Here is a 25,103-nt window from a genome sequence, read left to right as displayed (position 1 = left end):
GCCCGACTGAGCAGATAGGTTCAGTGCAAGCCCAATCCTCAGAGTCGCGACTGCCGGCGTCTGGCCGACGGTTTCAAACTGCCAAGGGAGCACGAGTGAGCCTGAAGCCTCTCACCGATAGTGAACGCACACTCGCACGGGAAAAAGCGACGGCGGCACGGGCCGCCCGGGCGGAACTCAAATCGCGATTGAAGTCGGGACAGCTCACTGTGGGCGAGGTCATCAATGGCTCTCCGCACGAGGACGCAATCGGAAGGTTGCGCGTTCTGGATCTCCTGAAGGCTCTGCCCGGAGTAGGGGAGAAGCGGGCAGCGGGGATCATGGAGGCTGTAGGGATTGCGCCGACCCGGCGCGTGCGGGGCCTTGGCGTCCACCAGCGCAAGGCGCTTGTCGAACATTTGATGCACCACCAGGCGAGTAATCGCCACTAGAGAAGGAAGTACTTGTGAATCAGCCGCGGCTGACCGTGCTTGCGGGACCCACGGCCGTGGGCAAAGGCACAGTTTCCACCTACATACGCGACAACTACCCGGAAGTGTGGCTGTCCGTCTCCGCCACCACGCGTGCGCCGCGGCCGGGCGAGGTCGACGGCGTGCACTACTACTTCGTCTCGGCTGAAGAGTTCGATGACCTCGTGGCAACCGGGCAGATGCTCGAATGGGCAGTGGTGCACGGGCGCAACAGATACGGCACGCTACGGCGCACCGTGGATGCGGCAATGGCAGAGGGAAAGTCCGTCCTTTTGGAGATAGATCTGCAGGGCGCGCGACAGGTGAAGAAGAGTATGCCGGAGGCAAATTTCGTGTTCCTGGCGCCTCCAAGCTGGGAGGAAATGGTGCGGCGACTGGTGGGACGCGGCACTGAAACGCCCCAGGAGCAGCAGCAGCGCCTCGAAACCGCTAAACTGGAACTTGCTGCCGAGCCGGAATTCGACCACACGGTCGTCAATGACAACATCCAGCGGGCAGCAGATGAGCTTGTTTCACTGATGGGCCTTGTTGCGCATACGCATTAGGCAACGTACATCCGCCGGCCCAGCGACTATTGGAGATTTTGTGTCAACTCAGCCCGAAGGCATCATCAACCCGCCGATCGATTCCCTGCTGGAAGCATCGGACTCGAAGTATGCGCTGGTTATCTACGGTGCAAAGCGCGCCCGCCAGATCAATGCCTACTACTCGCAGCTGCATGAGGGCCTGTTCGAGTACGTCGGTCCGCTGGTCGAGACCAAGCTGAACGAGAAGCCTTTGTCCATCGCACTGCGCGAGATCAATGAGGGCATGCTCGTCGCCGCCCCTGCTGAGGCTTCGGAGTAGGTCCGGATACTCGACGGAGCCCCACGTGCGCATCGTCCTGGGAGTTGGAGGAGGGATTGCCGCCTATAAGGTGGCGTCCCTCCTGCGTTTGTTCACCGAGGCCGGCCATAGCGTTACCGTCATCCCCACCGAGGCTTCACGGCAATTCGTCGGGACGGCAACGTGGGAGGCGCTGTCCGGGAACCCGATCAGCAACAGCGTGTTCGACGCCGTGGACCAGGTGCGTCATGTGCGCCTGGGGCAGGAAGCCGATCTCGTTGTCATAGCTCCCGCAACGGCGGACCTGCTGGCCCGTGCCGCTTCGGGGATGGCCAATGACCTCCTGACCGGAACACTCCTGGTTTCGCGCGCGCCGGTCCTGTTCGCCCCTGCCATGCACACCGAGATGTGGCTGCATCCGGCAACCCAGGCGAATGTCGCCCTCCTTCGTGAACGCGGGGCGGTTGTGCTTGAGCCTGCTGTCGGACGGCTCACCGGCGCCGACAGCGGACCCGGGCGCCTGCCGGAACCCGAGGAAATCTTCGCTGCCGCGCTGAGGGCGGCTGAACCTTCCACGACGTTCCCCGCGCACGGCTCCCTGTCCGGACGGACCATTACCATCACGGCCGGTGGAACGCGTGAGCCCCTCGATCCGGTGCGTTTCCTCGGCAACCGCTCATCCGGCAAGCAGGGCGTAGCCCTCGCCGAAGCCGCGCTCAGCGCAGGAGCCTCCGTGCGGTTCATCGCTGCCCACCTCGAAGTACCGCCACCAGCCGGAGTGGACCTGACCGTCGTCGAAACCGCTTTGGAGCTGCGGGAGGCAACGCTGCAACAGGCACGGGACTGCGACGTACTGATCATGGCGGCAGCTGTGGCTGACTTCCGTGCGCAGTCGGTTTCAGACACGAAGGTGAAGAAACGTGACGACGGCGAGAACCCCGTCATCGTTCTGGAACGCAATCCCGACATCCTCGCTGAAGCGGTGGAACAGCGCCGGAACCTGGGCGGCCCTGCCGTCATTGTGGGCTTCGCGGCCGAGACCGGAGACGACGAGGGCACGCCGCTTGCCCACGGGGAGCGCAAGCTGAAGCGCAAGGGCTGTGACCTGCTGGTGCTCAACCGGGTGGGAAGAAGCCTGGTCTTCGGCCAGGACACCACAGAGGTGACCATCCTCGACGCCGGCGGCGCTGAACCGGAGACCGCCGCGGGCAGCAAGAGCGAGGTCGCCAAGGTGGTCCTCGCCCGGATCGCGGCGTCCCTGGGCGCCTCCAACTGATCCGTTCCACCCGCTCAACAAAGTAGAGTATTCACGTGAATTCACCCCATGCGCGCACTTCCACCTCGCCCGGTTCCTTGCGACTCTTCACGTCGGAATCGGTAACGGAGGGCCACCCGGACAAGATCTGCGATCAGATCAGCGACGGAATCCTCGACGCCCTGCTGGCGGCAGACCCTCATTCGCGTGTTGCGGTGGAGACGCTCGTGACCACCGGACTGGTCCATGTGGCCGGTGAGGTCACCACCGATGCCTACGTTGAAATTCCGGAGATTGTCCGTGAGACCATCCTCGGCATCGGGTATGACTCCTCTGCCAACGGTTTCGACGGTGCCCGGTGCGGCGTCTCCGTATCCATAGGGCAGCAGTCCCCGGAGATCGCTTCCGGTGTTTTCCGTTCGCTCGAGACGCGTGAGGGAACCAGTTCGGACCCCTACGATGCGCAGGGCGCCGGCGACCAGGGAATCATGTTCGGCTACGCCAGCGACGAGACCCCCGTGCTCATGCCCACGCCCATCTGGCTGGCCCACCGCCTGTCGGAGCAGCTCACCGACGTGCGGAAGAACGGTACGCTTCCGTACCTCCGCCCTGACGGCAAGACCCAGGTCACGGTTGGCTACGACGGCGATGTCCCGGTCAGCGTCGACTCGGTGGTGATCTCGTCCCAGCACGCGCACGGGGTTGATCTCGGCACCCTCCGCGGCGACCTGGTGGAGCACGTCATCAATCCGGTCCTGGCTACGTCCCACCTCGATACCTCCGATGTGCGGCACATCCTGAACCCCGGTGGCGAGTTCGTGATCGGCGGCCCGGTGGGCGACGCCGGCCTCACCGGCCGGAAGATCATCGTGGACACCTACGGCGGCATGGCGCGCCACGGAGGCGGCGCCTTCAGCGGGAAGGACCCGTCGAAGGTTGACCGTTCGGCGGCCTACGCCATGCGGTGGGTTGCCAAGAACGTTGTCGCGGCCGGTCTTGCCCGCCGCGCGGAAATCCAGATTGCCTACGCCATCGGCATGGCGCAGCCCGTCGGTATCTACGTCGAGACCTTCGGGACGGAGCAGGTGGACCCGCTGGCCATTGGCTCGGCCATCAACCAGATCTTCGACCTTCGCCCGCTGGCCATCATCAATTCGCTCGACCTGCTGCGGCCCATCTACCAGAAGACAGCCGCTCACGGGCACTTCGGTCGCGAGGGCGAGGGCTTCAACTGGGAGCTCACCGACCGCACGGACGAACTCAAGAGCTACTTCAACGCGTAGGCACCGCCTCCGGGAATGGGTTCCGACGACGCTGTGCAGCTTTCGCTGCTCCAGGGCTTTGCGCCGCCGGTCGCGCCGCGCGGCACTACACCGGCCGCCGCGCGGCTGCCCGTGGCCCGGGTGATCCTGGATTCGCCCCTGCCGCACCTCGACCGCCCGTTCGATTACCTCGTCCCGTCGGACTTCGACGACGACGCCGTTCCCGGCGCACGGGTCAAGGTCCGGTTCGCGGGGCAGGAGTACGCCGGTTTCATCGCCGAGCGCCGGGAAAACTCCGATAGCCCTGCAAACCTGCAGCCGCTCGCCAAAGTGGTATCGCGCCAGCCGGTAGCTTCCCGTGAGGTGCTGGCGCTTTCTGCTGCAGTGGCCGCCCGCTACGCGGGATCCACCAGTGACGTGCTGCGTAACGCGATTCCTCCGAGGGTGGCGCGGGTCGACAAGGAGTACGAAGCAGGCAAAGCGTCGGTCCTCGAGGACGCGCAGGTGGAGGCCGGCACGGCCCCTACGTCTGCGCTGGCAACTGCCGGTCGGTCACTGTTCAGCAGATACGACCACGGCGAGGCTTTCCTGTCGCGGCTTGCTGCCGGTGAGTCTCCGCGCGCGGTACTGACCACGCTGGGCGGCTATGGCCAGCAGGGCTGGCCGCAGGAGATCGCCGAGGCGGTAGGTACGGTCTGGACGGCAGGCCGCGGCGCCGTCGTCGTTGTTCCTGACCAGCGGGACCTGGCGCGGGTAGAGGCCGCACTGGCCGAGCGGATCGGTCCTGGTGCCTTCGTGCGGCTCACCGCTGAAGACGGACCTACGCCGCGGTACCGGAATTTCCTGAAGCTCCTGCACGGCCAGGTTCGGGTTGCGGTGGGAACCCGCTCGGCTGCTTACGCACCGGTGCGCGAGCTGGGCCTGGTCTGCCTTTGGGACGACGCCGATGATTCACATAGCGAACCGCGCGCCCCCTATCAGCACGCCCGGGAAGTGTTGCTGCTTCGCAGCGAACAGCAGAACTGCGGCGCCCTGCTTGCGTCATCGTCGCGCAGCGTGGAGGCGCAGCGACTCGTGGACAGCGGGTGGGCACTGCCGCTCGCGGCTGACCGGTCGACCGTACGACGGCTGACGCCCCGTGTGCTTCACTCAGCAGACACCTTCCACACCGATCGCGAGCCGTTGACCCGGCAGGTACGGATCCCGCCGGTGGCCTGGCGGGCTGCACGCGACGGCCTGGAGCGTGGACCGGTCCTGATTCAGGTGGCACGGACGGGTTTCTCGCCTGCTCTGGCCTGCACTGAGTGCCGCGAGCCGGCACGCTGTAGGCACTGCGCCGGACCGCTGGCGCAGTCCAGCCGCGGCTCTGCCATCACCTGCCGCTGGTGCGCCCGGCCGGAGCACTCGTGGCAGTGCCGGAACTGCGGCGGCAGGCGCCTGCGGGCGACAGTGAGCGGTGCGGCGCGAACGGCGGAAGAGCTGGGCCGCGCTTTTCCCGGCGCCGTTGTTGTCTCCTCAGCGGGTGAGCATATTCTCGATTCGGTCGACGACTCGCCGCGGGTGGTCGTCGCAACGCCGGGCGCTGAACCGGTGGCGCCCTCCGGCTACGCGGCCGTTCTCCTTCTGGACGGGAACGCCCTGCTCGGGCGGATGTCCCTGCGTGCCCAGGAGGCGACGCTTCAACGCTGGTTCGGCGCGGCCATGCTGGCCCGGCCGGCGTCGGAGGGTGGTGTGGTGGTGGTGACTGCCGACGACGACACCGCAGCCGGGCACCTGGTCCGCTGGGACCCTGCAGGCGCCGCAGCACGCGAACTCGCGTTGCGCTCGGAGCTGGGCCTGCCCCCGGCCATGCGCTACGCGGTACTGACCGGGTCCCTGGAGGCTCTGTCGGCCTTCGTCGGCGCTCTGCAGCTCCCGCCGTCGTGCAGGGTAGTGGGGCCCACGGCGGTTCCGCAGCAGGCCGGACCACCGCTCGACCGACCGGGCCAGCAGTCCGTGGCGCTTTCACATCGCACACTGGTGTTCTTCCGCTACCGTGACGCTGCGGATGTGGTGGGCGCGCTGCGCGCGCGCAAGGCCGCCCTTTCGGCGAAACGGACGTCTGAACCCGTTCATGTCCGCGTCGACGCGGTGGATGTGCTCTAGCGGTTCTGCGCCCGTTTGGTTCGGGCATTGCGGGAGGCTGCATGCAGGGCAGCTGCCTCTTCCAATGCCTCCAGCAGCGAATCCGCGGACTTGTCCCACGAATAGGTGGCCGCCTGGGCCAGACCGGCGGCTGAGCGTTCCTTCCACCCGGCGGGATCGTCGAGTGTACGGACGGCCCGCGTGAAATCCTCCGGGGAGTCAGGATCCGCATAGAGCGCAGCCGTTCCGCCGACTTCGCGGAAAATCGGGGTATCCGCTGCTATGACCGGGGTGCCCAGCGCCATCGCCTCGATCACAGGCAGGCCGTACCCCTCGGCGCGGGATAGCGTTACCAATGCCGTAGCCGAGCGCAGCATCAGCGCGTATTCGTCATCGCTGACCCCGTTGTGGAAGACGACACGGGCGCCGGCGGGCACAAGATCCTCCAGTTCACGCTTCCGCTGCGGAGTTATCCTGCTCAGGAGGTGCAGGGTGTAGTCGGGTAGCCCCGCCATCCCGGCAAGCACGGTCTCCACATTCTTGTAGGGCATGAATGACCCCATGTAAACCAGTGTTTTCTCGACCGGCGCCTGGGGGTCGCGGACTGCGGATCCGGGCTGGGGAGCGTTTCCGACTATGCGGATTGGACGGCGCGTGAGCCTGTGCCGCTGCATGAGGCTGCGGGTTGTCTCGGAGATGGTTACGACGACGTCCGCCCGGTTGAGGAGCAGCCGCTGCGGCCAGTAGGCGAGGTGGTACAGCCGCCACAGCAGGCGAACCGGGAGTGGCAGGAAACCGGGTGGGGTGCGGTTCTGGTAGTAGATCAGGTCGTGCAGGGTCAGGACCAGCGGGTACCTGCGGCCAAGGCTGCCCATGGTCTGCATGGGGCAGAAGACAGCATCCGCACGGAGCCCGTTCAGCCTCCGGGCTACGAAGAGTTCCGCGGGGGAGAGCGGACTGTTGATAAGCCGGTATGGAACGTCGGGGAGCAGAGCCAGCTGGCGGGTGTCTGAGACCAGCATGGTCACTTCGGCTCGCGCGGCGAGCGCCTCGATAAGACTTGCGCCATAGCGGCTGATGCCGTCGTGGTGGTCGGTGCGCGTGAACCTCGCGTCGATCAGTACTCTCACCGAGTCTTCTCCTCCAAAAATTCGGTGATGTGCTTTGCCGCCTGGTCCGGTGTCTCGTAGTGGATGAGGTGACCGACGTCGGGAAGCACCACGAGCCTGGAGTCCGGTATGAGATCGGCTAGCACACGCTGCGTTTCCACCGATCCCAGGTCGTCCCTTTCCGCCGCAACCAGCAGAACCGGGAGGCGCAGCCGCGCCGCGAAGTCCCTGACCGTGGCCCCGATGGAGGCGCGGAAAGCCTCCAGAACGACGTCGCGGGAAGCAAAGGCGCTGAAGTAGCGCCTGTGCTGCTCGTGAATCCAGCGACGCAGGGCCGGTTCCCGCGTCTTGGCCATGAGTTCGCTCATTCCGCGGACAATCATCCTGTTCTGGAGTAGAGCGAGACCCAGCCGCTCGGGTAAGGCAGCACCGGCGCGGTAATACAGTTCGGCGAGGCGGGTGGCGATCCTGCTTGAACCCTCCAGCGCCGGAGCGCTGATTGGATTGATCAGCACAAGAGCAGCGAATGTGCCGGGGGAGTCGGCCGCGCTGCGGGCAGCGATAATGGACCCGAATGAGTGCCCGACGAGCACGGTGTCGGCACCAAGCTGAAGCTGACGCACTCCCTGAAGCACGAAATCGGAGTAGGCCGCGACGTCGTGCGCACCCTCAAGCGGATCGGACTGACCGAAGCCGGGGAGGTCGGGGACGATCACCCGGTGGGCGGGAAGGGCTTCGACGATCCGCAGGAGGCCATGATGGTCCCCCCGGAAACCGTGCACCATGAACAGCGGCGGTGCATCCGAATCCGGCAGCAGCGCAGGGAAGTCCCAGAACCGCCCCAGCCCGCCGTCGAGGTGGAGCGTCCGCACCGACGCGGTGCGTTCAAGCAGCACCATCTCAGTTGACCAGATCGGGGTGGGACCCGATTCGGGTGTCCGAGTTGAGCTGGGAGATTGCCGTCATATCAACGGTGTCGAGCGTGAAGTTCCCGATCCTGAGGTTCTCCGCTATGCGTTCCTGGCTGCTGGCCTTGGCCACCGCGGTGCCGCCGAGCTGGAGATGCCACTGCAGGATGACCTGGGCGGCCGAGCGTGAATGCTTAGCGGCGATATGGGTGATGATCGGATTGGTCAGGACCTTCCCACGGCCGAGAGGACTCCAAGCCTGCGTGATGATGCCATGCTCGGCATTGAATGCGCGCAGCGAGTGCTGCTGCAGGAGCGGATGCAGTTCGATCTGGTTGAGTGCGGGCACCACCTCGGTTTCGGCCAGCAGCTTCTCGAGGTGATGCCGCTGGAAGTTGGAGACGCCGATCGCCCGGACCCGGCCGCTGTGGTACAGCTCCTCAAGCGCGCGCCACGATTCCACGTACAGATCCTGGCCGGGGCAGGGCCAGTGAATCAGGTACAGATCCAGGTAATCGAGTCCAAGCCGCTTCAATGACTCATCGAAAGCCTCGAGAGTGGACCGGTAACCGTGACGGTCATTCCACAGCTTGGAGGTGACAAAGACATCACCGCGCTCCACCTGCCCAGAGCTGACTGCGTCCCGAACCGCCCGGCCGACGCCCTCCTCGTTGCCATAGAGCGCAGCGGTGTCCAGCAAACGGTAGCCCGCTTCGAGGGCAAGCGTGCACAGTCCGTGCGCATCGTCCGCAGGGACCTTGTACAGACCGAAGCCGAGCCGGTCCATCTGGACGCCGTTGGAGAAGGACACCTTGTCAGGTTTCTGCATACGACGACTCTACCGAGCGACGGTGGGCCATGCGTGCCGACGGCGCGCGTCGCCTCACACCTCCCGGACCAGCATCCTCGCAGAGCGTTCGTCGAGGATCAGGTCAGTGACCAGGGAGGCCGCCAATGCCCCGCGCAGCCCGTTGATCTTTGTCTCCCCGGACACCACACAGATCCGTCGGCCCACACGTGCCAGCAGGTCCAGGTCGGGACCGGTGCTTCGTTCGTTCAGCACGATGTCGCTATGGGACCCGTCTGCCCGGAAGAAGACGGTTGCGACGTCCCCGACCACGTCGCTGTCCCGGAGGGTTCGAAGGTCCTCCTCATCCAGATAGCCGCCCGCGTAGACATGGCTGGGTATGCCGGACCCTGTGGAACCCACGCCGAAAATGGCCATGGTCATCCGTTCCTGGAGGTCGAGGATACGCTTCACGCTTCGTTCGGCCCACATGGCGGTCTTCGTCTCGGCGTGATCGAAGAATGCGGGAACTGGGAACTGTTCAACCCGGGCTCCATAGGCGGTCCCGAATCTCCGCAGGATGTCACTGGCATAGGTGATGCCGGTGGTCTGGGTGTTGCCTGCGCCGTTGAGCTGCACAATTGTGCTGTCGTGGGTGGTTTTGCGCGTCAGGTGGTGGCTCACGGCGCTGACAGTGGAACCCCATGCGACGCCGATGATCGCGTTGGAGTCGACCAGGGGCCCTATAGTCCGGGCCGCCTGGATGGCCACCCTCTCGAGCACGTCCGAATCGCTCACCAGATCCGTCACGGGAACCACATGGGCGTCCACTCCGTAGCGGCTCTGGATCTCACGTTCGAGAGCGGGTGCCCGGTCCAGGGGATTGTTGATCTGGATCTGCACCAGGCCGGTGTCTCTCGCCATGGACAGCAGGCGGGACACTGTGGACCTGGAGGTGCGTAGTTCCCGGGCGATGGCGTTCATGGTCAGGTCCTGCAGGTAGTACATCTGCGCCGCCCGCAACGCATCGCGGCTGCGCGGCGGCGCGGGATCGGGTGTTGTGGCATCCGTGCGGTAGCGGGGTCCTCGGGGTGGGGTATTCACGACACATCCTGACCGCTCGTGCACATTTGTGCATTGGCATTGACGACTATTCCCAGCGCTCAAAAGAATAGGTTCGAGCTTTCGAAACCGCCACCACCAAGGAGTTCAGCAGCCAGTGAGGAACACCAACGAGCCGACGCCGGCGTCGGCTGAACAGAATCGCCCGACCCGCGGCAGCGTGCAGCAGCTGAAGGATTCCCCAACAACATCCGTACTGATCATCGGAGGCGGGATCAACGGTGTTGGTACCTTCCGTGATTTGTCCCTCCAGGGCGTGGACGTCACGCTCGTCGAACGGGGTGACTACTGCCAGGGCGCTTCCGGGGCGTCGTCCCACATGATCCACGGCGGGATCCGCTACCTCGAAAACGGCGAGTTCCGTCTCGTGCGCGAGTCCGTGATCGAACGGAACGCGCTCCTTAAGCTGGCACCCCATTACGTCAAGCCGCTCCAGACCACTATCCCCATCTTCAGTACTTTCTCCGGCATCCTCACTGCGCCGCTGCGGTTCCTGACGCACCGAAGCGGTGCTCCGAAGGAACGCGGCGCGGTCTTGATCAAGGCCGGACTGACACTGTACGACGCGTTCTCGAGAGCGGGTGGTACCGTTCCCCGCCATCGTTTCGTCGGGCGCAAGGCATCCCTCGCCCAACTGCCCAGCCTTCGCCAGGATGTGAAGTACACGGCAACCTACTTCGATGCCTCCGTGCACAACCCGGAGCGGCTCACCCTCGATGTCCTTCAGGACGGGCTCTCGGCGAATCCGCGTTCCCGCGCGGTGAACTATGTGAGCGCGGTGGGCAGCAATGCCGAGGGCGTTGTTCTCCGGGACGAGCTGACCGGTGACGTCTTCACGGTCAAGGCCGACGTCGTCGTCAATGCCACCGGCGCCTGGGTGGACGGAACCAACAGCGCATTGGGCAATGCGAGCCGGTTCATGGGCGGCACCAAAGGTTCGCACATCGTGCTGGACCACCCCGAACTGCTTGCCGCCTGCGACGGTCGGGAGATCTTCTTCGAGCATTCGGACGGCAGGATCGTGCTCATCTACCCAATGGGGGAGCGTGTGCTGGTCGGAACGACGGACATCGATACCGATATGGAGACGCAGGCGGTCTGTACGGACGCGGAGATCGACTACTTCTTCGAGCTCATCCACCACGTCTTCCCGAAGGTCCGCGTGGATCGGGAGGATATCGTCTACACCTTCTCCGGCGTGCGGCCCCTGCCCCGACATGACGACACCCAGCCGGGTTTTGTGTCGCGTGACTACCGCATCGAGCACGGCTCAACAGCCGGGCGTCCGACCCTGAGCCTGGTGGGAGGCAAGTGGACCACTTTCCGGGCCCTGTCTGAACACCTTGCCGACGAAGTCCTCACGCTGCTCCAGCGCAGCAGGACGACGTCAACTGCATCCCTGCCGATCGGCGGCGGAAGGAACTTCCCGCAACAGGCGGATGAACTCACCTCCTGGATCGAGGCGAACCGGGCAGGATTGCCGGCCGAGCAGATGCACCGCTTGTTGGCACGCTATGGCACCCGCTCAGCCGACGTGGCGGCATTCCTTGCTGCGGGCAGCGACACAGCCCTGTCCTCAACCCTTGAGGTGACCGCCCGGGAACTTGAGTACATGGTGCGCCACGAACAGGTGCAGCACATCCCCGACGTTCTCATCCGACGGACGGCCTTGGCGTTCAACGGCCTCGTCAGTGCCGAACTGGTCGAGGAACTGGCAGAGGTTCTGGGCGCACACCTTGCATGGTCGGAGTCCGATCGCCGGCAGGAGATCGAGAACACGCGCCGGGTGCTGCAGGAAGATCACAGGGTGAGCGTGCGTAGTCTGGTCGCGTAAGCCTTTCCAACCTCCAGCCCACCCGTTGTGGCTGGAACCAACGGCAGCACTTTCGCCGGGGGAGTAACACGGTGCCGCGACCATCACGGCGCCGGGGCCGACTGGCCCACAGTTGAATATAGGAGGAGTCAAAGATGTCTCTGGAAGTGTTCGTCGCCGAAACGCTCGGCACCTTTTTGCTGCTGTTGCTAGGTACCGGGGTTGTGGCCAACGTTGCGTTGGCCGGAACCAAGGGAAACAACGGCGGCTTCCTGATGGTCAACTTCGGTTGGGGCCTCGCGGTCTTTGCCGGCGTATATGTAGCGGCGCTGTCAGGAGCCCACCTCAATTTCGCCGTCACGGTCGGTCTCTGGGCAAACGGCAACACGGAAGAGTTCGCGCCGGGCGTCGACAAGAACCTTGTCAACGCCCTCGCCTACCTTGCAGCACAGATGCTCGGATCCATCCTCGGCGCCGTCGGCTGCTGGCTTGCCTACAAGCAGCACTTCGACGAGGAACCGGATCCGGCCAATAAGCTGGGCGTCTTCTCCACCGGTCCCGCGATCCGTTCGAGTGCGTGGAACCTCGTCACCGAGATCATCGGCACTTTCGTGCTTGTGCTCGTAATCCTTTCCTTCGCGTCCACTCCTTCGGGGCTCGGCCCCCTGGCGGTTGCACTCCTCGTCGTCGGGATCGGTGCCTCTCTCGGCGGGCCCACCGGCTACGCGATCAACCCCAACCGCGATCTTGGCCCGCGCATTGCCCACGCATTCCTGCCCATCCGAGGCAAGGGCAGCAGTGACTGGGGCTACGCCTGGGTCCCCGTGGTGGGACCGATCATCGGCGGCCTGCTGGCCGGCCTCGTAGCCATGCTGATCACTTTCCCGACACCCGCCTGACCCTGATCCGCACAACACCACTCAATGAGGAGCAGTAAATGCCGCAGTACGTAATAGCCATTGACCAGGGCACCACCTCCAGCCGCGCAATCGTGTTCGACCATCAGGGAAACATCGTCTCCTCGGGCCAGAAGGAGCACGAGCAGATCTTCCCCAAGCCGGGCTGGGTGGAGCACAACCCCATCGAGATCTGGGACAACACCCGTGAGGTAATCGGCAACGCCCTCTCGAAGGCGAACCTGACCCGACACGACATCGCTGCCGTCGGCATCACAAACCAGCGGGAAACCGCAGTCGTCTGGGACAAGAACACCGGGAAGCCGGTCTACAACGCCATCGTCTGGCAGGACACCCGCACCCAACCGATCGTCGACGAACTCGCGGCCGACGGCGGCGTCGAGCGGTTCAAGGAAAAGGTCGGCCTGCCGCTCGCCACCTACTTCTCCGGAACGAAGATCAAGTGGATCCTTGACAACGTCGACGGCGCCCGTGAAAAGGCGGAGGCCGGCGACCTCCTGTTCGGCAACACGGACTCCTGGGTCACCTGGAACCTCACCGGTGGCACGGACGGAGGGGTGCATATCACCGACGTCACCAACGCCTCGCGCACCCTGTTCATGGACCTCGAGACACTAAGCTGGGACTCGTCCATCCTGGACGTATTCGGCGTTCCGGCTTCCATGATGCCCGAAATCCGGTCCTCGTCCGAGGTGTACGGCAACGTGCACGGCTCCCAACTGCTCCGCGAGGTGCCGGTCGCAGGCATCCTCGGGGATCAGCAGGCTGCGACCTTCGGCCAGGCCGCTTTCGAGAAGGGCGGCGCCAAGAACACCTACGGCACCGGCAACTTCATGATCGTGAACACCGGCGAGGAAATTGTCCACTCGAAGAACGGGCTGCTGACGACAGTTTGCTACAAGCTGGGCGACGCGAAGCCGGTGTACGCCCTTGAGGGGTCCATCGCGGTCACGGGTTCACTGATCCAGTGGCTCCGGGACAATCTCGGTCTGATCCGGACTGCGCCTGAGGTGGAGCAGCTGGCCGACACGGTTGAGGACAACGGCGGCGTCTACATTGTTCCGGCCTTCTCTGGTCTGTTTGCACCCTATTGGCGATCCGACGCCCGCGGCGCGATTGTCGGCCTCACCCGGTTCGTGAACAAGGGCCATATCGCCCGGGCCGCGCTGGAGGCCACGGCCTTCCAGACTCGGGAAGTCCTGGACGCGGCCAACGCCGATTCCGGCGTCAGCATGGAGGACCTGCGCGTGGACGGCGGCATGGTCGCCAACGACGCGCTGATGCAGTTCCAGGCCGACATCCTGGGCATTCCGGTCATCCGCCCGAAGGTTACGGAAACCACCGCGCTGGGCGCGGCCTACGCCGCAGGTCTCGCGGTGGGCTTCTGGAAGGACACGGGCGAGCTGGCGGCCAACTGGTCCGAGGACAAGCGGTGGACGCCGGAGCTGGATGAAGCCGAGCGCGACCGCCAGTTGCGCAACTGGAAGAAGGCCGTCACGAAGACCTTCGACTGGGTTGACGAGGACGTCCGCTAACGGTCAAAACGACATCGAGCGGGCGGAAATAACGTCGGATTCATGGAATTTCCGTTATTTCCGCCCGCTCGATTAGTTAGTGCTACTGCAGAACCACTCCCGAGACGTTGTCCGGATTACCGAATCTGTGGGCGGTGATGGTGACCGCCTGTTCGCGCAGGAACGGCAGGAGTTCGATACGCCCGGCCTCCGTCACGGCGCCCGCATAGACGGCTACGTCCGGATCGCCGCCGGTCGCCGCACACAGCTCCGAGTATCCGCCTCCCACCAGGCGCACCCGCCCGAGGGAAGCGGACGGAGCGGCGGCCAGCCACGCGGCGTCGTCCTCCACACGGTGGGTGGCGCCGTTAGCGGAAAGCACCGCTGCAAGCTGCGGCGCGAGCGGTTCCGGCGTCGATACCGACATGGCAGCCCCCGCACGCAGACCTGCGGCGAGGATCCGAACCAGGTCGCTGATGCTGCCGCCTTCGTTGAGCCGCACGGTCACCGGTACGGGCAGGTAGCGGAACTCGTTGCGTTCGACGCCGAGCGCCGAGACATCCTGGTGGGTTCCGAAGGTGCTCATCCAGTGGCGCTGGTCGTCCGCCGCAGCGCGGGCTAGGAAACCCCGCTCCGATTCGGGCACGTCGGCTGCGTGCAAAAGCTGCCGCACGGGTTCGCTGAGGGGCGCATGAACGTTGCCCGGGTGCAGTTCCTCCCGCTCCCAGCTGCCCAGATGGATCAGGTAGTTCGGACCACCCGCCTTGGCGCCCGGTCCGACCGCCGAACGCTTCCAGCCACCGAACGGCTGCCGGCGCACAATCGCTCCTGTGATCCCGCGGTTCACGTACAGGTTGCCCGCCTCAACCGAGTCGAGCCACTGGGACACCTCGTCGGGATTCATGGTGTGGATGCCGGCGGTCAGCCCATACGCACTCGCGTTCTGCCACTCGATCGCCTGTTCAAGGGTTTCGGCGTGCATCACTCCCAGCACCGGACCAAAGAACTCGGTGAGGTGGAAGTAGCTGCCCGGTGCAACGCCGGTGCGCACTCCCGGGCTCCAGAGCCTGCCGGTGTCATCAAGCTGGCGCGGCTTGACGAGCCAGGACTCACCCTCGCCGAGCGTGGTCAGGGCGTCCAGCAGCTTCCCTTCCGCCGGTTCGATGATCGGTCCCATCTCCGTCGCCGGGTTGGCCGGGTAGCCGACCTCAAGCGACGACGCGGCGTCGACGAGCTGGTTGCGGAAGCGGGCGGACCGCGCCGCGGAGCCCACAAGAATTACCAGCGAAGCCGCCGAGCACTTCTGGCCCGCATGGCCGAAAGCCGACTTGACGACGTCGGCCGCTGCCAGGTCCAGATCCGAGCTGGGAGTGACAATCACGGAGTTCTTGCCGCTGGTCTCGGCCAGCAACGGCAGGTCGCTGCGCCAGGAAAGGAATAGCTTGGCGGTGTCGTATGCACCGGTCAGGATCACCCGGTCAACATCCGGGTGGGAGATCAGGTGCTGGCCGACCGGTCCCTCTGCGACGTCCGCGAACACCAGTACGTCGCGTGGAATGCCCGCGTCCCAGAGCGCCTGTACCATGACCGCCGCGCACCTCCGGGCCTGCGGGGCAGGCTTGAGGATGACGGCGCTGCCTGCCGCGAGCGGGGCGAGCGCGGACCCGGCGGCGATGGCGACGGGGAAGTTCCACGGGGGAGTGGCCACGGTCAGGGCAGCCGGAACAAAACGTGCTCCCTCAACCGAATCAAGTTCCTCCGCGAGCAGTGCGTAGTAGTTGGCAAAGTCGATCGCTTCGGAGATCTCCGGATCGGATTCGGCAATGGTCTTACCGGTCTCGCTCGCGGACACCTCGACGAGGTCACCCCGCCGCTGCGCAAGTGCTGCTGCAGCGCGCCGCAGGATCCGTGCCCGTTCCGGGCCGGTTAGCGAACCCCAGCCCTGCTGGGCGGCGCGGGCAGAGCGGATGGCGGCGTCGACGTCGTCGTTGCTTTCCAGACGCGATTCCTCCACGAGGGCGGTCCCCAATGTTGAGTCCGGGACGCGCAGAAGCACTTCGGCAGCCCAGTTCCGGATGATGGGAAGGGACGGGTCCGAATCGGACTGGTTCCTGAACTCACCGGGGCCGCATTCGGTGAAACGGTCGGGCGTCTGAACCCGGTTGGGCGTCGGGACGGTCGAGTCCAGATCCGCCAGGGAGGCTAGGAAGCGCTCCTTCTCCCGGTTGAAGAGTTCCTCACTACGAGCGAGTTCAAAGACCGCGCTCATGAAGTTCTCCTGGCTGGCATTCTCTTCCAGGCGCCGGATGAGGTAGCTGATTGCGACGTCGAACTGCGCCGGCTTCACCACCGGGGTGTAGAGGAGCAGTGATCCGACATCCTTGCGCACTTCCGCGGCCTGGTCTTCGGCCATGCCGAGCAGCATCTCGAACTCCACTCGGTCCTCGACGCCCCGGGCGACGGACAGGCAGCGGGCCAACGCGATGTCGAACAGGTTGTGCCCGGCAACACCTAGGCGGACGGCGTCCGCGTTCTCGGGGCGAAGCGCCCAGTCGAGGCAGCGCTTGTAGTTGGTGTCGGCCGCCTGCTTGCTGGGCAGGGTCGCAGGCTCCCAGTTGTGGATCGCCGCGTCCACGAGCTCCATGGCGAGGTTGGCGCCCTTGACCAGCCGCACCTTGATCGCTGCTCCACCAGCCGCGCGGCGCTCCTGGGCCCAGTGCGTAAGGCCCTGGAGCGTGGCGAGCGCGTCCGGGAGGTAGGCCTGGAGCACGATGCCGGCCTCGAGATTCCGGAGTTCCGGTCGCTCAAGGATCCGCTTGAACACTGCCACCGTCAGGTCAAGGTCGTGGTATTCCTCCATGTCCAGGTTAATGAACTTGGGAGCGGGAGACGACGCCGCCAGCTGGTAGAGGGGCAGCAGGCGCTCCGCGACGCGTTCCACCGTGCCGTCGAAGTCCCAGAGGTTGAGGGTGCTGACAACGGAGGACACCTTGATGGATACATAGTCGACGTCGCCGCGCGCCAGCAGCTCCCGAGTGCCGGCGAGCCGCGCATCTGCTTCCTTGTCGCCAAGGACTGCCTCACCCAGGAGGTTGATGTTGAGGCGGACTCCCTCGCTACGCAACGCTGCGATCGACTTACCGAGGCGGGCAGGCCGCGCATCAACGATGAGGTGACCGACCATCTGGCGAAGCACGCGCTGGGCAACCGGTACTACAAGCCAGGGCAGCAGCGGCGCCATAACCCCGCCGAGCTTCACTGCGCCCTTCATGTACCAGGGGAGGAACGACGGCGCCTTGCCGGCCAGCTGCGCGAGGTTGCGCGCGGCGACGGCCGTGTCTTCAGGCCGCACTACCCGATCCACGAAACCGATCGTGAAGTCCAGACCGTTCTGGTCCTTGAGCACTTCCGCAAGGAGATGGGCTGACTTGGACCCGCGGGTGGTGGTGCGGGCAGCGGCCTCAGCCGCTTCGGTGCTTCCGTCCAGGTGAAGCCATCGCCTGACCAGGGCAACCGCGTCGTCGCCAAGGGTGTGCGGCAACGGATCTGCGGTGGGGATTGATTGTGTCATTGTTCTCGTCTACCTAACGACGACGGGCCGGGCCGCCTCCTGCCCTCCCTCGCTAGCGCAGGAGTGCACCGGGGGCGGCTGGGCCGATCAGCCGTGGGCGCATTCCGCCTCGGCAAGCTGGACGCACTATCAGAAGATTGCGCCCAACGGAAATATGGTAACCCTCACAGGGCACCTGCCAGGATCAATCTGCGCTAAGGTAAGAGCATGTGCGCGCAACTGCTCCTTACCTAGCCGCGCGATTTCGCGCGGCCGCCCCTCCCATGTCGAGGGGCTTTTGTGTGTCCGGGGCGCAAACTGCTCCGCGCACGTCAGGCAGAGGGCAGCAGGGCAGGACGGTCACCAGTGATCAACAGACAGGGCAAGTAACAGTGAGCATGAATTCCACGTCCGAAGAGTCGGACGCCGGCACCTACAGTTTCGCGGACATCGAAGCGAAGTGGCTTCCGGTGTGGGAGAAGCTCGACACCTTCACTCCTGTGGACGACGGCAGCAGGGAGCGCCGCTACGTCCTGGACATGTTTCCCTACCCGTCCGGTGACCTCCACATGGGCCATGCCGAGGCGTTCGCCATGGGCGACGTCGTCGCCCGGTACTGGCGCCAGCTAGGCTACGACGTGTTGCACCCGATCGGTTGGGACTCGTTCGGCCTGCCCGCGGAAAACGCGGCAATCAAGAACAACGCGCACCCCAGCGAGTGGACCTACTCGAACATCGACACTCAGGCAGCCTCCTTCAAGCGCTACGCGATCAGCGCGGACTGGTCCCGCCGGCTGCACACTTCCGACCCCGAGTACTACCGCTGGACCCAGTGGCTGTTCCTTCGGTTCTTCGAGAAGGGCCTTGCCTACCGGAAGGACCACCCGGTCAACTGGTGCCCGAAGGACCAGACTGTGCTGGCCAACGAGCAGGTTGTCAACGGTGCCTGTGAGCGGTGCGGCAGCCCGGTCACCAAGAAGAGCCTGAACCAGTGGTACTTCCGCATCACCGAGTACGCCGACCGGCTGCTCGAGGACATGGAACCGCTCACCGGACACTGGCCGGAACGGGTCCTTGCCATGCAGCGGAACTGGATTGGCCGTTCAGAGGGTGCGCACGTCACCTTCACGATCGAGGCTGACGCAGGCCGGGAAGCCCGGGAAGTCACGGTCTTCACAACCCGGCCGGACACCCTGCACGGTGCAACGTTCTTCGTGGTCGCCGCGGATGCCCAGCTGGCCGTAGACCTTGTGACCGACGAGCATGCTGCGGCGCTGGCCGACTACCGCGAACGGGTCAATGCCCTGAGCGACATCGAGCGTCAATCCACGGAACGGGAGAAGACCGGTGTCTTCACCGGCCGCTATGCCATCAATCCCCTCAGCGGCGAGAAGCTTCCCGTCTGGGCCGCCGACTACGTGCTGGCAGACTACGGCACGGGTGCGATCATGGCCGTGCCGGCGCATGACCAGCGCGACCTGGACTTCGCCCGCGCCTTCGACCTGCCCGTCCGCATGGTCGTTGATACCGGTGAGGAAGATCCCGCGGTCACCGGGAAGGCGACCGTCGGGGAGGGCACCCTCGTCAACTCCGGCGAGCTGGACGGACTGTCCAAGGAAGCTGCTATCCAGCGCGCAATCGAGCTGGTGACCGAGCAAGGCACCGGCGAGCGCACCGTGAACTACCGCCTCCGTGACTGGCTGCTGTCGCGCCAGCGGTTCTGGGGTTGTCCCATCCCGATCATCCACTGTCCCTCGTGCGGCGAAGTCCCCGTACCGGATGAGCAGCTGCCGGTGAAACTGCCGAGCGACCTGCGCGGCGAAGATCTGGCACCCAAGGGAACTTCCCCCTTGGCCGCGGCTACCGACTGGGTCAACGTGCAGTGCCCGCAGTGTTCGGGCCCGGCCAAGAGGGACACCGACACCATGGACACCTTCGTGGACTCGTCCTGGTACTACCTGCGTTTTGTGAACCCGCACCTCGACGACGCACCGTTCGATTCGGAGAAGGTCAACCAGTGGCTGCCCGTCGGCCAATATGTGGGCGGTGTGGAGCACGCGATCCTCCACTTGCTGTACAGCCGCTTCTTCACCAAGGTGCTGTTCGACCTGGGGCTGGTCGACTTCACCGAACCGTTCGCCGCACTGCTCAACCAGGGCCAGGTGCTGAACGGAGGGAAGGCGATGAGCAAGTCCCTGGGCAACGGCGTGAACCTCGGCGAACAGCTGGACCGCTACGGCGTGGATGCCATCCGGCTCACTATGGTCTTTGCCTCCCCACCGGAAGACGACGTCGACTGGGCGGACGTCTCGCCGTCGGGCTCTGCCAAGTTCCTGGCGCGGGCCTGGCGCCTTGGCGCCGACGTAACCTCTGCGCCCGGTGCGGACCCGGCATCGGGCGACCGCGCACTGCGCGCCGTCACTCACCGCACCCTCGCCGAGGCAGCGGACCTGCTGGGAAACAACAAGTTCAACGTGGTCATTGCCAAGGTCATGGAGCTCGTCAATGCCACGCGCAAGGCGATCGACAGCGGGTGCGGAGGGGCTGACCCTGCCGTCCGCGAGGCCGCAGAGGTAACCGCGATCATCCTCAGCCTGTTCGCGCCCTACACGGCCGAAGATCTGTGGGAGCGGCTTGGTCACCCTGCCTCGGTTGCTGCTGCCGGCTGGCCCGCCCTGGATGAATCGCTCCTGGTCCAGGACACAGTCACCGCTGTAGTGCAGGTTCAGGGGAAGGTGCGGGACCGGCTAGAGGTTCCCGCGGATATCTCGGAGGACGCGCTGCGGGAGCTCGCGCTGGAGAGCGGGCAGATCCAACGTACCTTGGCCGGGCGGGACATCCGCACCGTCATCGTGCGGGCGCCGAAACTGGTGAACATCGTTCCTGCCTGATCTGTGTAAGGGACGCCTACCGTGGCTGGCATCGAACCTGGGGCAGGCGCCGGGCCTGCTTCGCCGGGGCCTGGACAGACCGGAACGACGGCTGTAGTGACGGATTCGGCGGCCGCTCTTCCGCAGGCGTGGATGGCGGATGGCGGTCCAGCGGCCGGTGTCGCCGTCGTGCCCATGCCGATCATCATCTCCGGCCGGCACTACGACGAGGGATCCGACAGCATCGTCAAGCCGCTGTCGGTTGCACTCGCCGAGGGCGCTGGCGTCCGAACGTCACGTCCGGCGCCGGGACACTTCCAGAGCGTTTACCGCCGGCTTGAGCGCGAAGGCGCGGAGGAGATAGTTTCGATCCACCTTTCGGGTGGGCTGTCCGGGACAGTAGATGCTGCCCGCTGGGCGGCCGGAACTGTATCGGTGCCGGTGCACGTGGTGGACAGCCGGACGGTCGCAATGGCGCAGGGCTACGGCGTGGCTGCAGCCGTACGGGCCCTCCGCGCCGGGGCAACTGCTCGAGAGGCTGCGGATATAGCGGCGAAAGCCTGCAGCAGGACGCGGCTGCTGTGCTACGTCCCGAGCCTCGACCAGTTGCGCCGCGGCGGGCGTGTGGGCGTTGCGGCGGGTTTCTTCGGCTCGCTCCTGGCGGTGAAACCGCTGCTCACTGTTCGCGATGGTGCAATTGAGCCTCTCGAGACCGTCCGGACAGCTGCGCGCGCCCAGGCCCGCCTCCTCGAACTCGTGGAAGAGGAACTGGACCGGCGTCCTGACGGTAGCCTCGCCGCCTTCCACTACTTCGGGAATCAGCCGCAGGTCCGAGCCGCGGGGGAGCGCTTCTCAACGGATGGGCAGGTATTGCTCACTCAGCTTCCCGCCGTTCTCGCAGCTCACACCGGCCTGGGCGTGATCGCAGTGGCGGTCTGCGACCCTTTGGGCCCTTCCGACGCAGCTTCTCCTGCTCCACAGCAGTCCTGATTCGGGGCGCTTGTTGACATAGAGACGCGTCAATCGATGCGACGCCGAGCGGTTTCCTACGCTTGGGTCCATGGCAAGGCACCGCTGGGCAACAGGGGATTCGGCGCCGGGTCCGGACAGGTTGGAGCGCATTCTCAACGGCGGCCGCGACGCGACAGGCAAGGCAGGCGGTGCCGGGGACTACCCTGCCGTGGACTACCCTGCCGAAGACCACACTGCCGAAGACCATGCTGCCGACCTGGAGAGCGTGGCCTTCTCCAGCCACGGCGCTGAAGGGCGCGCCGCCGCCTCTGTACGGTCGGGCAGACGGTGGGCTGCCACGCGCCGCGCTGCCCTCGTAGCGGCCGGCGCGGCGGTGACGGTCGGTGGAGGCCTCTTTTTGGGTGCCGACCGAGGGGAAGTGGCGGTGGTCCCGGTGACGACTCACACGGCAGCGCCACACCCCGAACCTGCGCAGGATCCCGGTGAGGGCCGCCCTGCGGAAGCCGAAGGGGCTCAGCCGGCACGTGCGGAAGCTGCCGGTACCGTCGTCGTCCACGTGGCGGGAGCGGTCGGGCAGCCCGGCGTTGTCGAGGCTCCGGCCGGGTCAAGGGTATTCGAAGTACTTGAAAAGGCCGGAGGCGCCCTCCCGGAAGCCGAGCTGGCCGCGGTCAACCTGGCGGCAGAAGTCCTGGACGGACAGCAGATCCTGATTCCCAGGATCGGCGAGTCGGTGCAGGCCCCGGATACGCACGGCAATGAGTCGTCAGACCAGGGAGAGCCTTCCGGCGCGGCAGCCGCTTTGAACCTGAATACCGCCGATGCCGGTGAACTCGAGGAACTGCCGAGAGTAGGGCCCGTGCTCGCCCAACGGATCGTGGAGTGGCGGGAACAGCACGGCTTGTTCAGCGCACCCGAGGATCTGGACGGAGTGCCCGGTATCGGGCCGGCCATGCTGGAGGCACTTCTGCCCCTGGTGACGGTATGAGCCGAGCGCGCGGCGGCGCTCGTTGGGAACGCTACGTTCGGGCTGCCTCAGCCGGCCCTATGCAGGGCTCCGACGGCTGCAGCTCGTCAACGGACCCATCGGATCGGCATCGCGGACGGCGGGTACCCGCTTGGGCCCTCACATGGATGCTTCGGCGGGCCGCGTCAGCTGACGGACGCCCCGCATCTGGGGACAATCGGGCCAGTCCGGCGCGGGACCTTCGCCTGTTGCCTGCCGCCCTCTCTGCCTGGGCAGCCGCTGCCATCGCTGTCCGTTTGGATCCCGCGACCGCCGCCATGCTGGGAGTAGGAGCAGGAGCAGCCACCCTGCTCTGTGCCGTGGTGCTGATCTGCGCCCGACGGCGGCTCGCCCTCCTGCGTGTGGCGTTGATAATCCTGGGCACCACCGCCATGGTGTGCCTGCCGACGGCAGCCAAAGTGGACCAGCGGTCTGCAGATCCCTATAGCGCAGCCGTCGAAGCTGAAGCACAGGTGACGGTACTGCTTCAAGCAACCGGAGAGCCCCGCCGGACTGAATCATCCGGCCGGGATGGCGCGGTGAGGTGGGTACTGGACGCAGAGGTGCTGGAGGGTACGGCTAGCGGCCAGCGTTTCAGGGTGCGGGTTCCGGTAGTCCTTCTGGGTGACGGCCAATGGTCCCAGGTTCGTCACGGCGACGTGCTGCGTGCTGCGGGAAGGCTGGCAGGCACCGAACCCGGGGACCGCGCAACCGCGCTCCTGATCGCATCTACTGCACCGTCCATGGTGCAACGAAAGTCGGAATCCGGAGACCCCATCGACGGTCTTCGGGAACAGTTCCTCGGGCTGTCATCCCGCACGGGCGCGCCCGACGGCGGATTGATGCCGGGGATGGTCATCGGAGCACGTTCGGCCGTTGACGAAGAGCTCGCCACGAGGATGCAGGCCACCGGACTGACCCACCTGACGGCTGTATCCGGGGCAAACTGCAGCTACGTGCTTGCCTTCGTCTTCCTTGTTTTCCGGGGTCTGCGGTTTCCCCGATGGGCGGCTGCAGCAGGCGGCATTCTCGCCCTGGCCGGGTTCGTCCTGTTGGTTCGTCCCGAGCCAAGCGTGCTCCGGGCCGCTGTGATGGGAGGTATCGGTGTCCTCGCCGTGCTGACCGGCCGAGGACGGCTTTCGATGACGCTGCTGTTCCTGTCCATTGCGGGGCTGCTGACGGCTGATCCGTGGCTGAGCGGGGAATACGCCTTCATTCTCTCAGTCGCCGCAACAAGCGGCCTGGTGCTCGTCGGCCCGCTCCTAGCGGCCCGCCTGGGGCGCTATCTTCCCGTCTGGGCCGCTCAACTGGTCGCCGTACCGCTTGCCGCCCAACTCTTTTGTTCACCGGTGCTTGTGCTTCTCCAGCCTGGCATGCCCACCTACTCGCTCCTGGCCAACATGGCCGCCGCACCACTCGTGCCGTTCATCACGATTCTCGGCATGGTTGCCGTGGTGCTGGTGCCGTTGCTGCCCTGGGTCGCCCTGCCGTTTGCGGCAGCGGCCGGATGGGGAGCCGTTTGGGTGGGGGGAGTGGCCGGGTTTTTTGCGTCAGCACCCTTCGCAACCATCCCTTGGCCCGGTGGGCCGGTAGGTGCGCTTCTCGCCGCTGTGTTCAGCACCGGCATCCTGTTGGTGGTCAGGTGGTGGTCGCGCATCAGCGCTCTGGTGAGGACACTCGCGGGCAGCATCTTCCACGGCGGCGTGGCGCCGGGGTGGGCTCTGTGGTTTGCAGGCGGAGGCGCGCTTGGGCTTGCCGTGACGGTGATTTGGAACGCTGCTTCACTGAAGACCCCCGACTGGTCCATCGCGGCATGCGATGTGGGACAGGGAGACGGCTTCGCGGTCAAGACCGGTCAACACAGCGCCATGATTTTCGACGCGGGACCGGACCCCGCGGCAATGGCAAACTGCCTGGATCGCCTCGACGTCACGACAGTGGATGCGCTTGTTCTGACCCACCTGCATGCCGATCATTACGGCGGTGTGGATGGTGTCTTCGCCAATCGGACCGTTCACCGGGTGCTCTACTCCACGTCAGAAGCGACCCTGCCGGCAGAGGTATCTGCAGCGGCGGCCAGTGGGAAAGTTATGCCCGAGCTCATCAGTGCCGGCGCGGAAGGTGCATTCGGGTCGATCAGTTGGTCCGCGCTAGCGCCGTCCGCGCGCGGCGCGGGCAATTCCGAGAACAATGCGTCGGCAGTCCTGCTGGTGCGGATTGCCCAGGGTGGCACAGGTGACGTCACCGCCCTGTTCACCGGGGACCTGGAGGACGACGCCGTCGGTCCCTTGCTGGCGGCTCACCCGACGCTCGTCACGGAAGGCGTCGACATTCTGAAGGTGGCGCATCACGGTGCGCGCAACGGAGGCCGTAGGATCACCGACGCCGTCTCGCCTCGCGTAGCGTTGATCTCAGCCGGGAGGGGGAATGAGTACGGACATCCGCATCCACAAACGCTCGCCGCCCTCGCCGAACAGCAAGTCCATGTTGGGCGTACCGATCTTCAGGGAACCATCCTGTTGACGGTGAAGGGGGAGGCTGTTCATATCAGTCCCTCGGGTTGAGCTTGGAACCCGTCCGTGCGCATGGCAGAGTTGGGCCA

At 65.5% G+C, this 25,103-nt stretch carries 18 protein-coding genes; 13 read left to right on the top strand and 5 right to left on the bottom strand.

Features of this window, described 5'->3' with window-relative positions; all coding sequences use genetic code 11:
• Nucleotides 1-95 precede the first annotated feature (95 nt).
• The 6 genes from mihF to GC088_RS08095 are packed head-to-tail and all read left to right on the top strand — an operon-like array spanning nt 96 to nt 5,957.
• Nucleotides 96-431 carry an integration host factor, actinobacterial type gene (gene mihF / locus GC088_RS08120; protein ID WP_323958514.1) on the top strand — a complete coding sequence of 112 codons (336 nt, stop codon included), beginning with the start codon at nt 96-98 and terminating at the stop codon, nt 429-431.
• 14 nt (nt 432-445) lie between these two features.
• Nucleotides 446-1,015, top strand: a complete 570-nt coding sequence (gmk, locus tag GC088_RS08115; RefSeq protein ID WP_323958513.1) for a guanylate kinase — start codon at nt 446-448, stop codon at nt 1,013-1,015.
• 40 nt (nt 1,016-1,055) lie between these two features.
• Nucleotides 1,056-1,316 carry a DNA-directed RNA polymerase subunit omega gene (gene rpoZ / locus GC088_RS08110; protein ID WP_026544007.1) on the top strand — a complete coding sequence of 87 codons (261 nt, stop codon included), beginning with the start codon at nt 1,056-1,058 and terminating at the stop codon, nt 1,314-1,316.
• Nucleotides 1,317-1,341: 25 nt separating this feature from the next.
• Complete coding sequence (coaBC, locus tag GC088_RS08105; protein WP_323958512.1) at nt 1,342-2,571, top strand: bifunctional phosphopantothenoylcysteine decarboxylase/phosphopantothenate--cysteine ligase CoaBC; 1,230 nt, start codon at nt 1,342-1,344, stop codon at nt 2,569-2,571.
• 35 nt (nt 2,572-2,606) lie between these two features.
• Nucleotides 2,607-3,833 carry a methionine adenosyltransferase gene (metK, locus tag GC088_RS08100; protein WP_323958511.1) on the top strand — a complete coding sequence of 409 codons (1,227 nt, stop codon included), beginning with the start codon at nt 2,607-2,609 and terminating at the stop codon, nt 3,831-3,833.
• Nucleotides 3,834-3,848: 15 nt separating this feature from the next.
• On the top strand, nt 3,849-5,957 hold the full coding sequence (locus tag GC088_RS08095; RefSeq protein ID WP_323958510.1) for a primosomal protein N': 2,109 nt from the start codon (nt 3,849-3,851) through the stop codon (nt 5,955-5,957).
• Here GC088_RS08095 and GC088_RS08090 read toward each other — a convergent pair.
• The 4 genes from GC088_RS08090 to GC088_RS08075 are packed head-to-tail and all read right to left on the bottom strand — an operon-like array spanning nt 5,954 to nt 9,748.
• Entirely contained in the window at nt 5,954-7,066 is a 1,113-nt protein-coding gene (locus GC088_RS08090) for a glycosyltransferase family 4 protein (protein WP_323958509.1), read from the bottom strand. The genes GC088_RS08095 and GC088_RS08090 overlap by 4 nt on opposite strands.
• A complete protein-coding gene (locus GC088_RS08085; RefSeq protein ID WP_416377444.1) occupies nt 7,063-7,944 on the bottom strand; it encodes an alpha/beta fold hydrolase in 882 nt (293 codons plus the stop codon). Before GC088_RS08085 ends, GC088_RS08090 begins: the two co-directional genes overlap by 4 nt.
• 1 nt (nt 7,945) lies before the next feature.
• Nucleotides 7,946-8,782, bottom strand: coding sequence for an aldo/keto reductase (locus tag GC088_RS08080; protein ID WP_323958507.1), 837 nt, complete (start codon nt 8,780-8,782; stop codon nt 7,946-7,948).
• Nucleotides 8,783-8,836: 54 nt separating this feature from the next.
• On the bottom strand, nt 8,837-9,748 hold the full coding sequence (locus tag GC088_RS08075) for a sugar-binding transcriptional regulator (RefSeq protein WP_323962005.1): 912 nt from the start codon (nt 9,746-9,748) through the stop codon (nt 8,837-8,839).
• A 211-nt stretch (nt 9,749-9,959) separates the two neighbouring features.
• Here GC088_RS08075 and GC088_RS08070 point away from each other — a divergent pair, with 211 nt between their 5' ends.
• The 3 genes from GC088_RS08070 to glpK all read left to right on the top strand — a co-directional run bounded on the left by GC088_RS08070 (nt 9,960) and on the right by glpK (nt 14,127).
• Nucleotides 9,960-11,696, top strand: a complete 1,737-nt coding sequence (locus tag GC088_RS08070) for a glycerol-3-phosphate dehydrogenase/oxidase (protein ID WP_416377443.1) — start codon at nt 9,960-9,962, stop codon at nt 11,694-11,696.
• Between the two features lie 134 nt (nt 11,697-11,830).
• Complete coding sequence (locus GC088_RS08065; protein WP_323958506.1) at nt 11,831-12,574, top strand: MIP/aquaporin family protein; 744 nt, start codon at nt 11,831-11,833, stop codon at nt 12,572-12,574.
• Between the two features lie 38 nt (nt 12,575-12,612).
• Nucleotides 12,613-14,127 (top strand): glycerol kinase GlpK, encoded by a 1,515-nt coding sequence (glpK, locus tag GC088_RS08060; protein ID WP_323958505.1) that lies wholly within the window; start codon nt 12,613-12,615, stop codon nt 14,125-14,127.
• 82 nt (nt 14,128-14,209) lie between these two features.
• On the opposite strand, the gene GC088_RS08055 is transcribed toward glpK, so the two are convergent.
• The gene (locus GC088_RS08055; protein WP_323958504.1) at nt 14,210-17,677 is read right to left on the bottom strand and encodes a bifunctional proline dehydrogenase/L-glutamate gamma-semialdehyde dehydrogenase; all 3,468 of its coding nucleotides are present in this window, start codon (nt 17,675-17,677) and stop codon (nt 14,210-14,212) included.
• Nucleotides 17,678-18,054: 377 nt separating this feature from the next.
• On the opposite strand from GC088_RS08055, the gene leuS reads away from it, so the two are divergent.
• The 4 genes from leuS (at nt 18,055) to GC088_RS08035 (ending at nt 25,065) form a co-directional block, all read left to right on the top strand.
• Complete coding sequence (gene leuS / locus GC088_RS08050) at nt 18,055-20,547, top strand: leucine--tRNA ligase (protein ID WP_323958503.1); 2,493 nt, start codon at nt 18,055-18,057, stop codon at nt 20,545-20,547.
• A 21-nt stretch (nt 20,548-20,568) separates the two neighbouring features.
• On the top strand, nt 20,569-21,516 hold the full coding sequence (locus tag GC088_RS08045) for a DegV family protein (RefSeq protein ID WP_323958502.1): 948 nt from the start codon (nt 20,569-20,571) through the stop codon (nt 21,514-21,516).
• Nucleotides 21,517-21,586: 70 nt separating this feature from the next.
• Nucleotides 21,587-22,483, top strand: a complete 897-nt coding sequence (locus tag GC088_RS08040) for a helix-hairpin-helix domain-containing protein (protein WP_323958501.1) — start codon at nt 21,587-21,589, stop codon at nt 22,481-22,483.
• 227 nt (nt 22,484-22,710) lie between these two features.
• Nucleotides 22,711-25,065 (top strand): ComEC/Rec2 family competence protein, encoded by a 2,355-nt coding sequence (locus tag GC088_RS08035; RefSeq protein ID WP_323958500.1) that lies wholly within the window; start codon nt 22,711-22,713, stop codon nt 25,063-25,065.
• The last annotated feature ends 38 nt before the right edge of the window (nt 25,066-25,103 follow it).

The sequence above is a fragment of the Arthrobacter sp. JZ12 genome (assembly GCF_035189165.1).
Classification (GTDB): domain Bacteria; phylum Actinomycetota; class Actinomycetes; order Actinomycetales; family Micrococcaceae; genus Arthrobacter_D.
Note: the sequence above shows the minus strand (reverse complement) of the source record. Positions and strands in the feature narration are given on the sequence as shown.

What these genes read in the sequence shown, in the direction of transcription:
- GC088_RS08095 (WP_323958510.1), top strand. Translation starts at nt 3,849, where the DNA reads ATGGGTTCCGACGACGCTGTGCAGCTTTCGCTGCTCCAGGGCTTTGCG.
- GC088_RS08085 (WP_416377444.1), bottom strand. Translation starts at nt 7,944, where the DNA reads ATGGTGCTGCTTGAACGCACCGCGTCGGTGCGGACGCTCCACCTCGAC.
- GC088_RS08080 (WP_323958507.1), bottom strand. Translation starts at nt 8,782, where the DNA reads ATGCAGAAACCTGACAAGGTGTCCTTCTCCAACGGCGTCCAGATGGAC.
- GC088_RS08075 (WP_323962005.1), bottom strand. Translation starts at nt 9,748, where the DNA reads ATGTACTACCTGCAGGACCTGACCATGAACGCCATCGCCCGGGAACTA.
- GC088_RS08065 (WP_323958506.1), top strand. Translation starts at nt 11,831, where the DNA reads ATGTCTCTGGAAGTGTTCGTCGCCGAAACGCTCGGCACCTTTTTGCTG.
- glpK (WP_323958505.1), top strand. Translation starts at nt 12,613, where the DNA reads ATGCCGCAGTACGTAATAGCCATTGACCAGGGCACCACCTCCAGCCGC.
- GC088_RS08055 (WP_323958504.1), bottom strand. Translation starts at nt 17,677, where the DNA reads ATGACACAATCAATCCCCACCGCAGATCCGTTGCCGCACACCCTTGGC.
- leuS (WP_323958503.1), top strand. Translation starts at nt 18,055, where the DNA reads ATGAATTCCACGTCCGAAGAGTCGGACGCCGGCACCTACAGTTTCGCG.
- GC088_RS08040 (WP_323958501.1), top strand. Translation starts at nt 21,587, where the DNA reads ATGGCAAGGCACCGCTGGGCAACAGGGGATTCGGCGCCGGGTCCGGAC.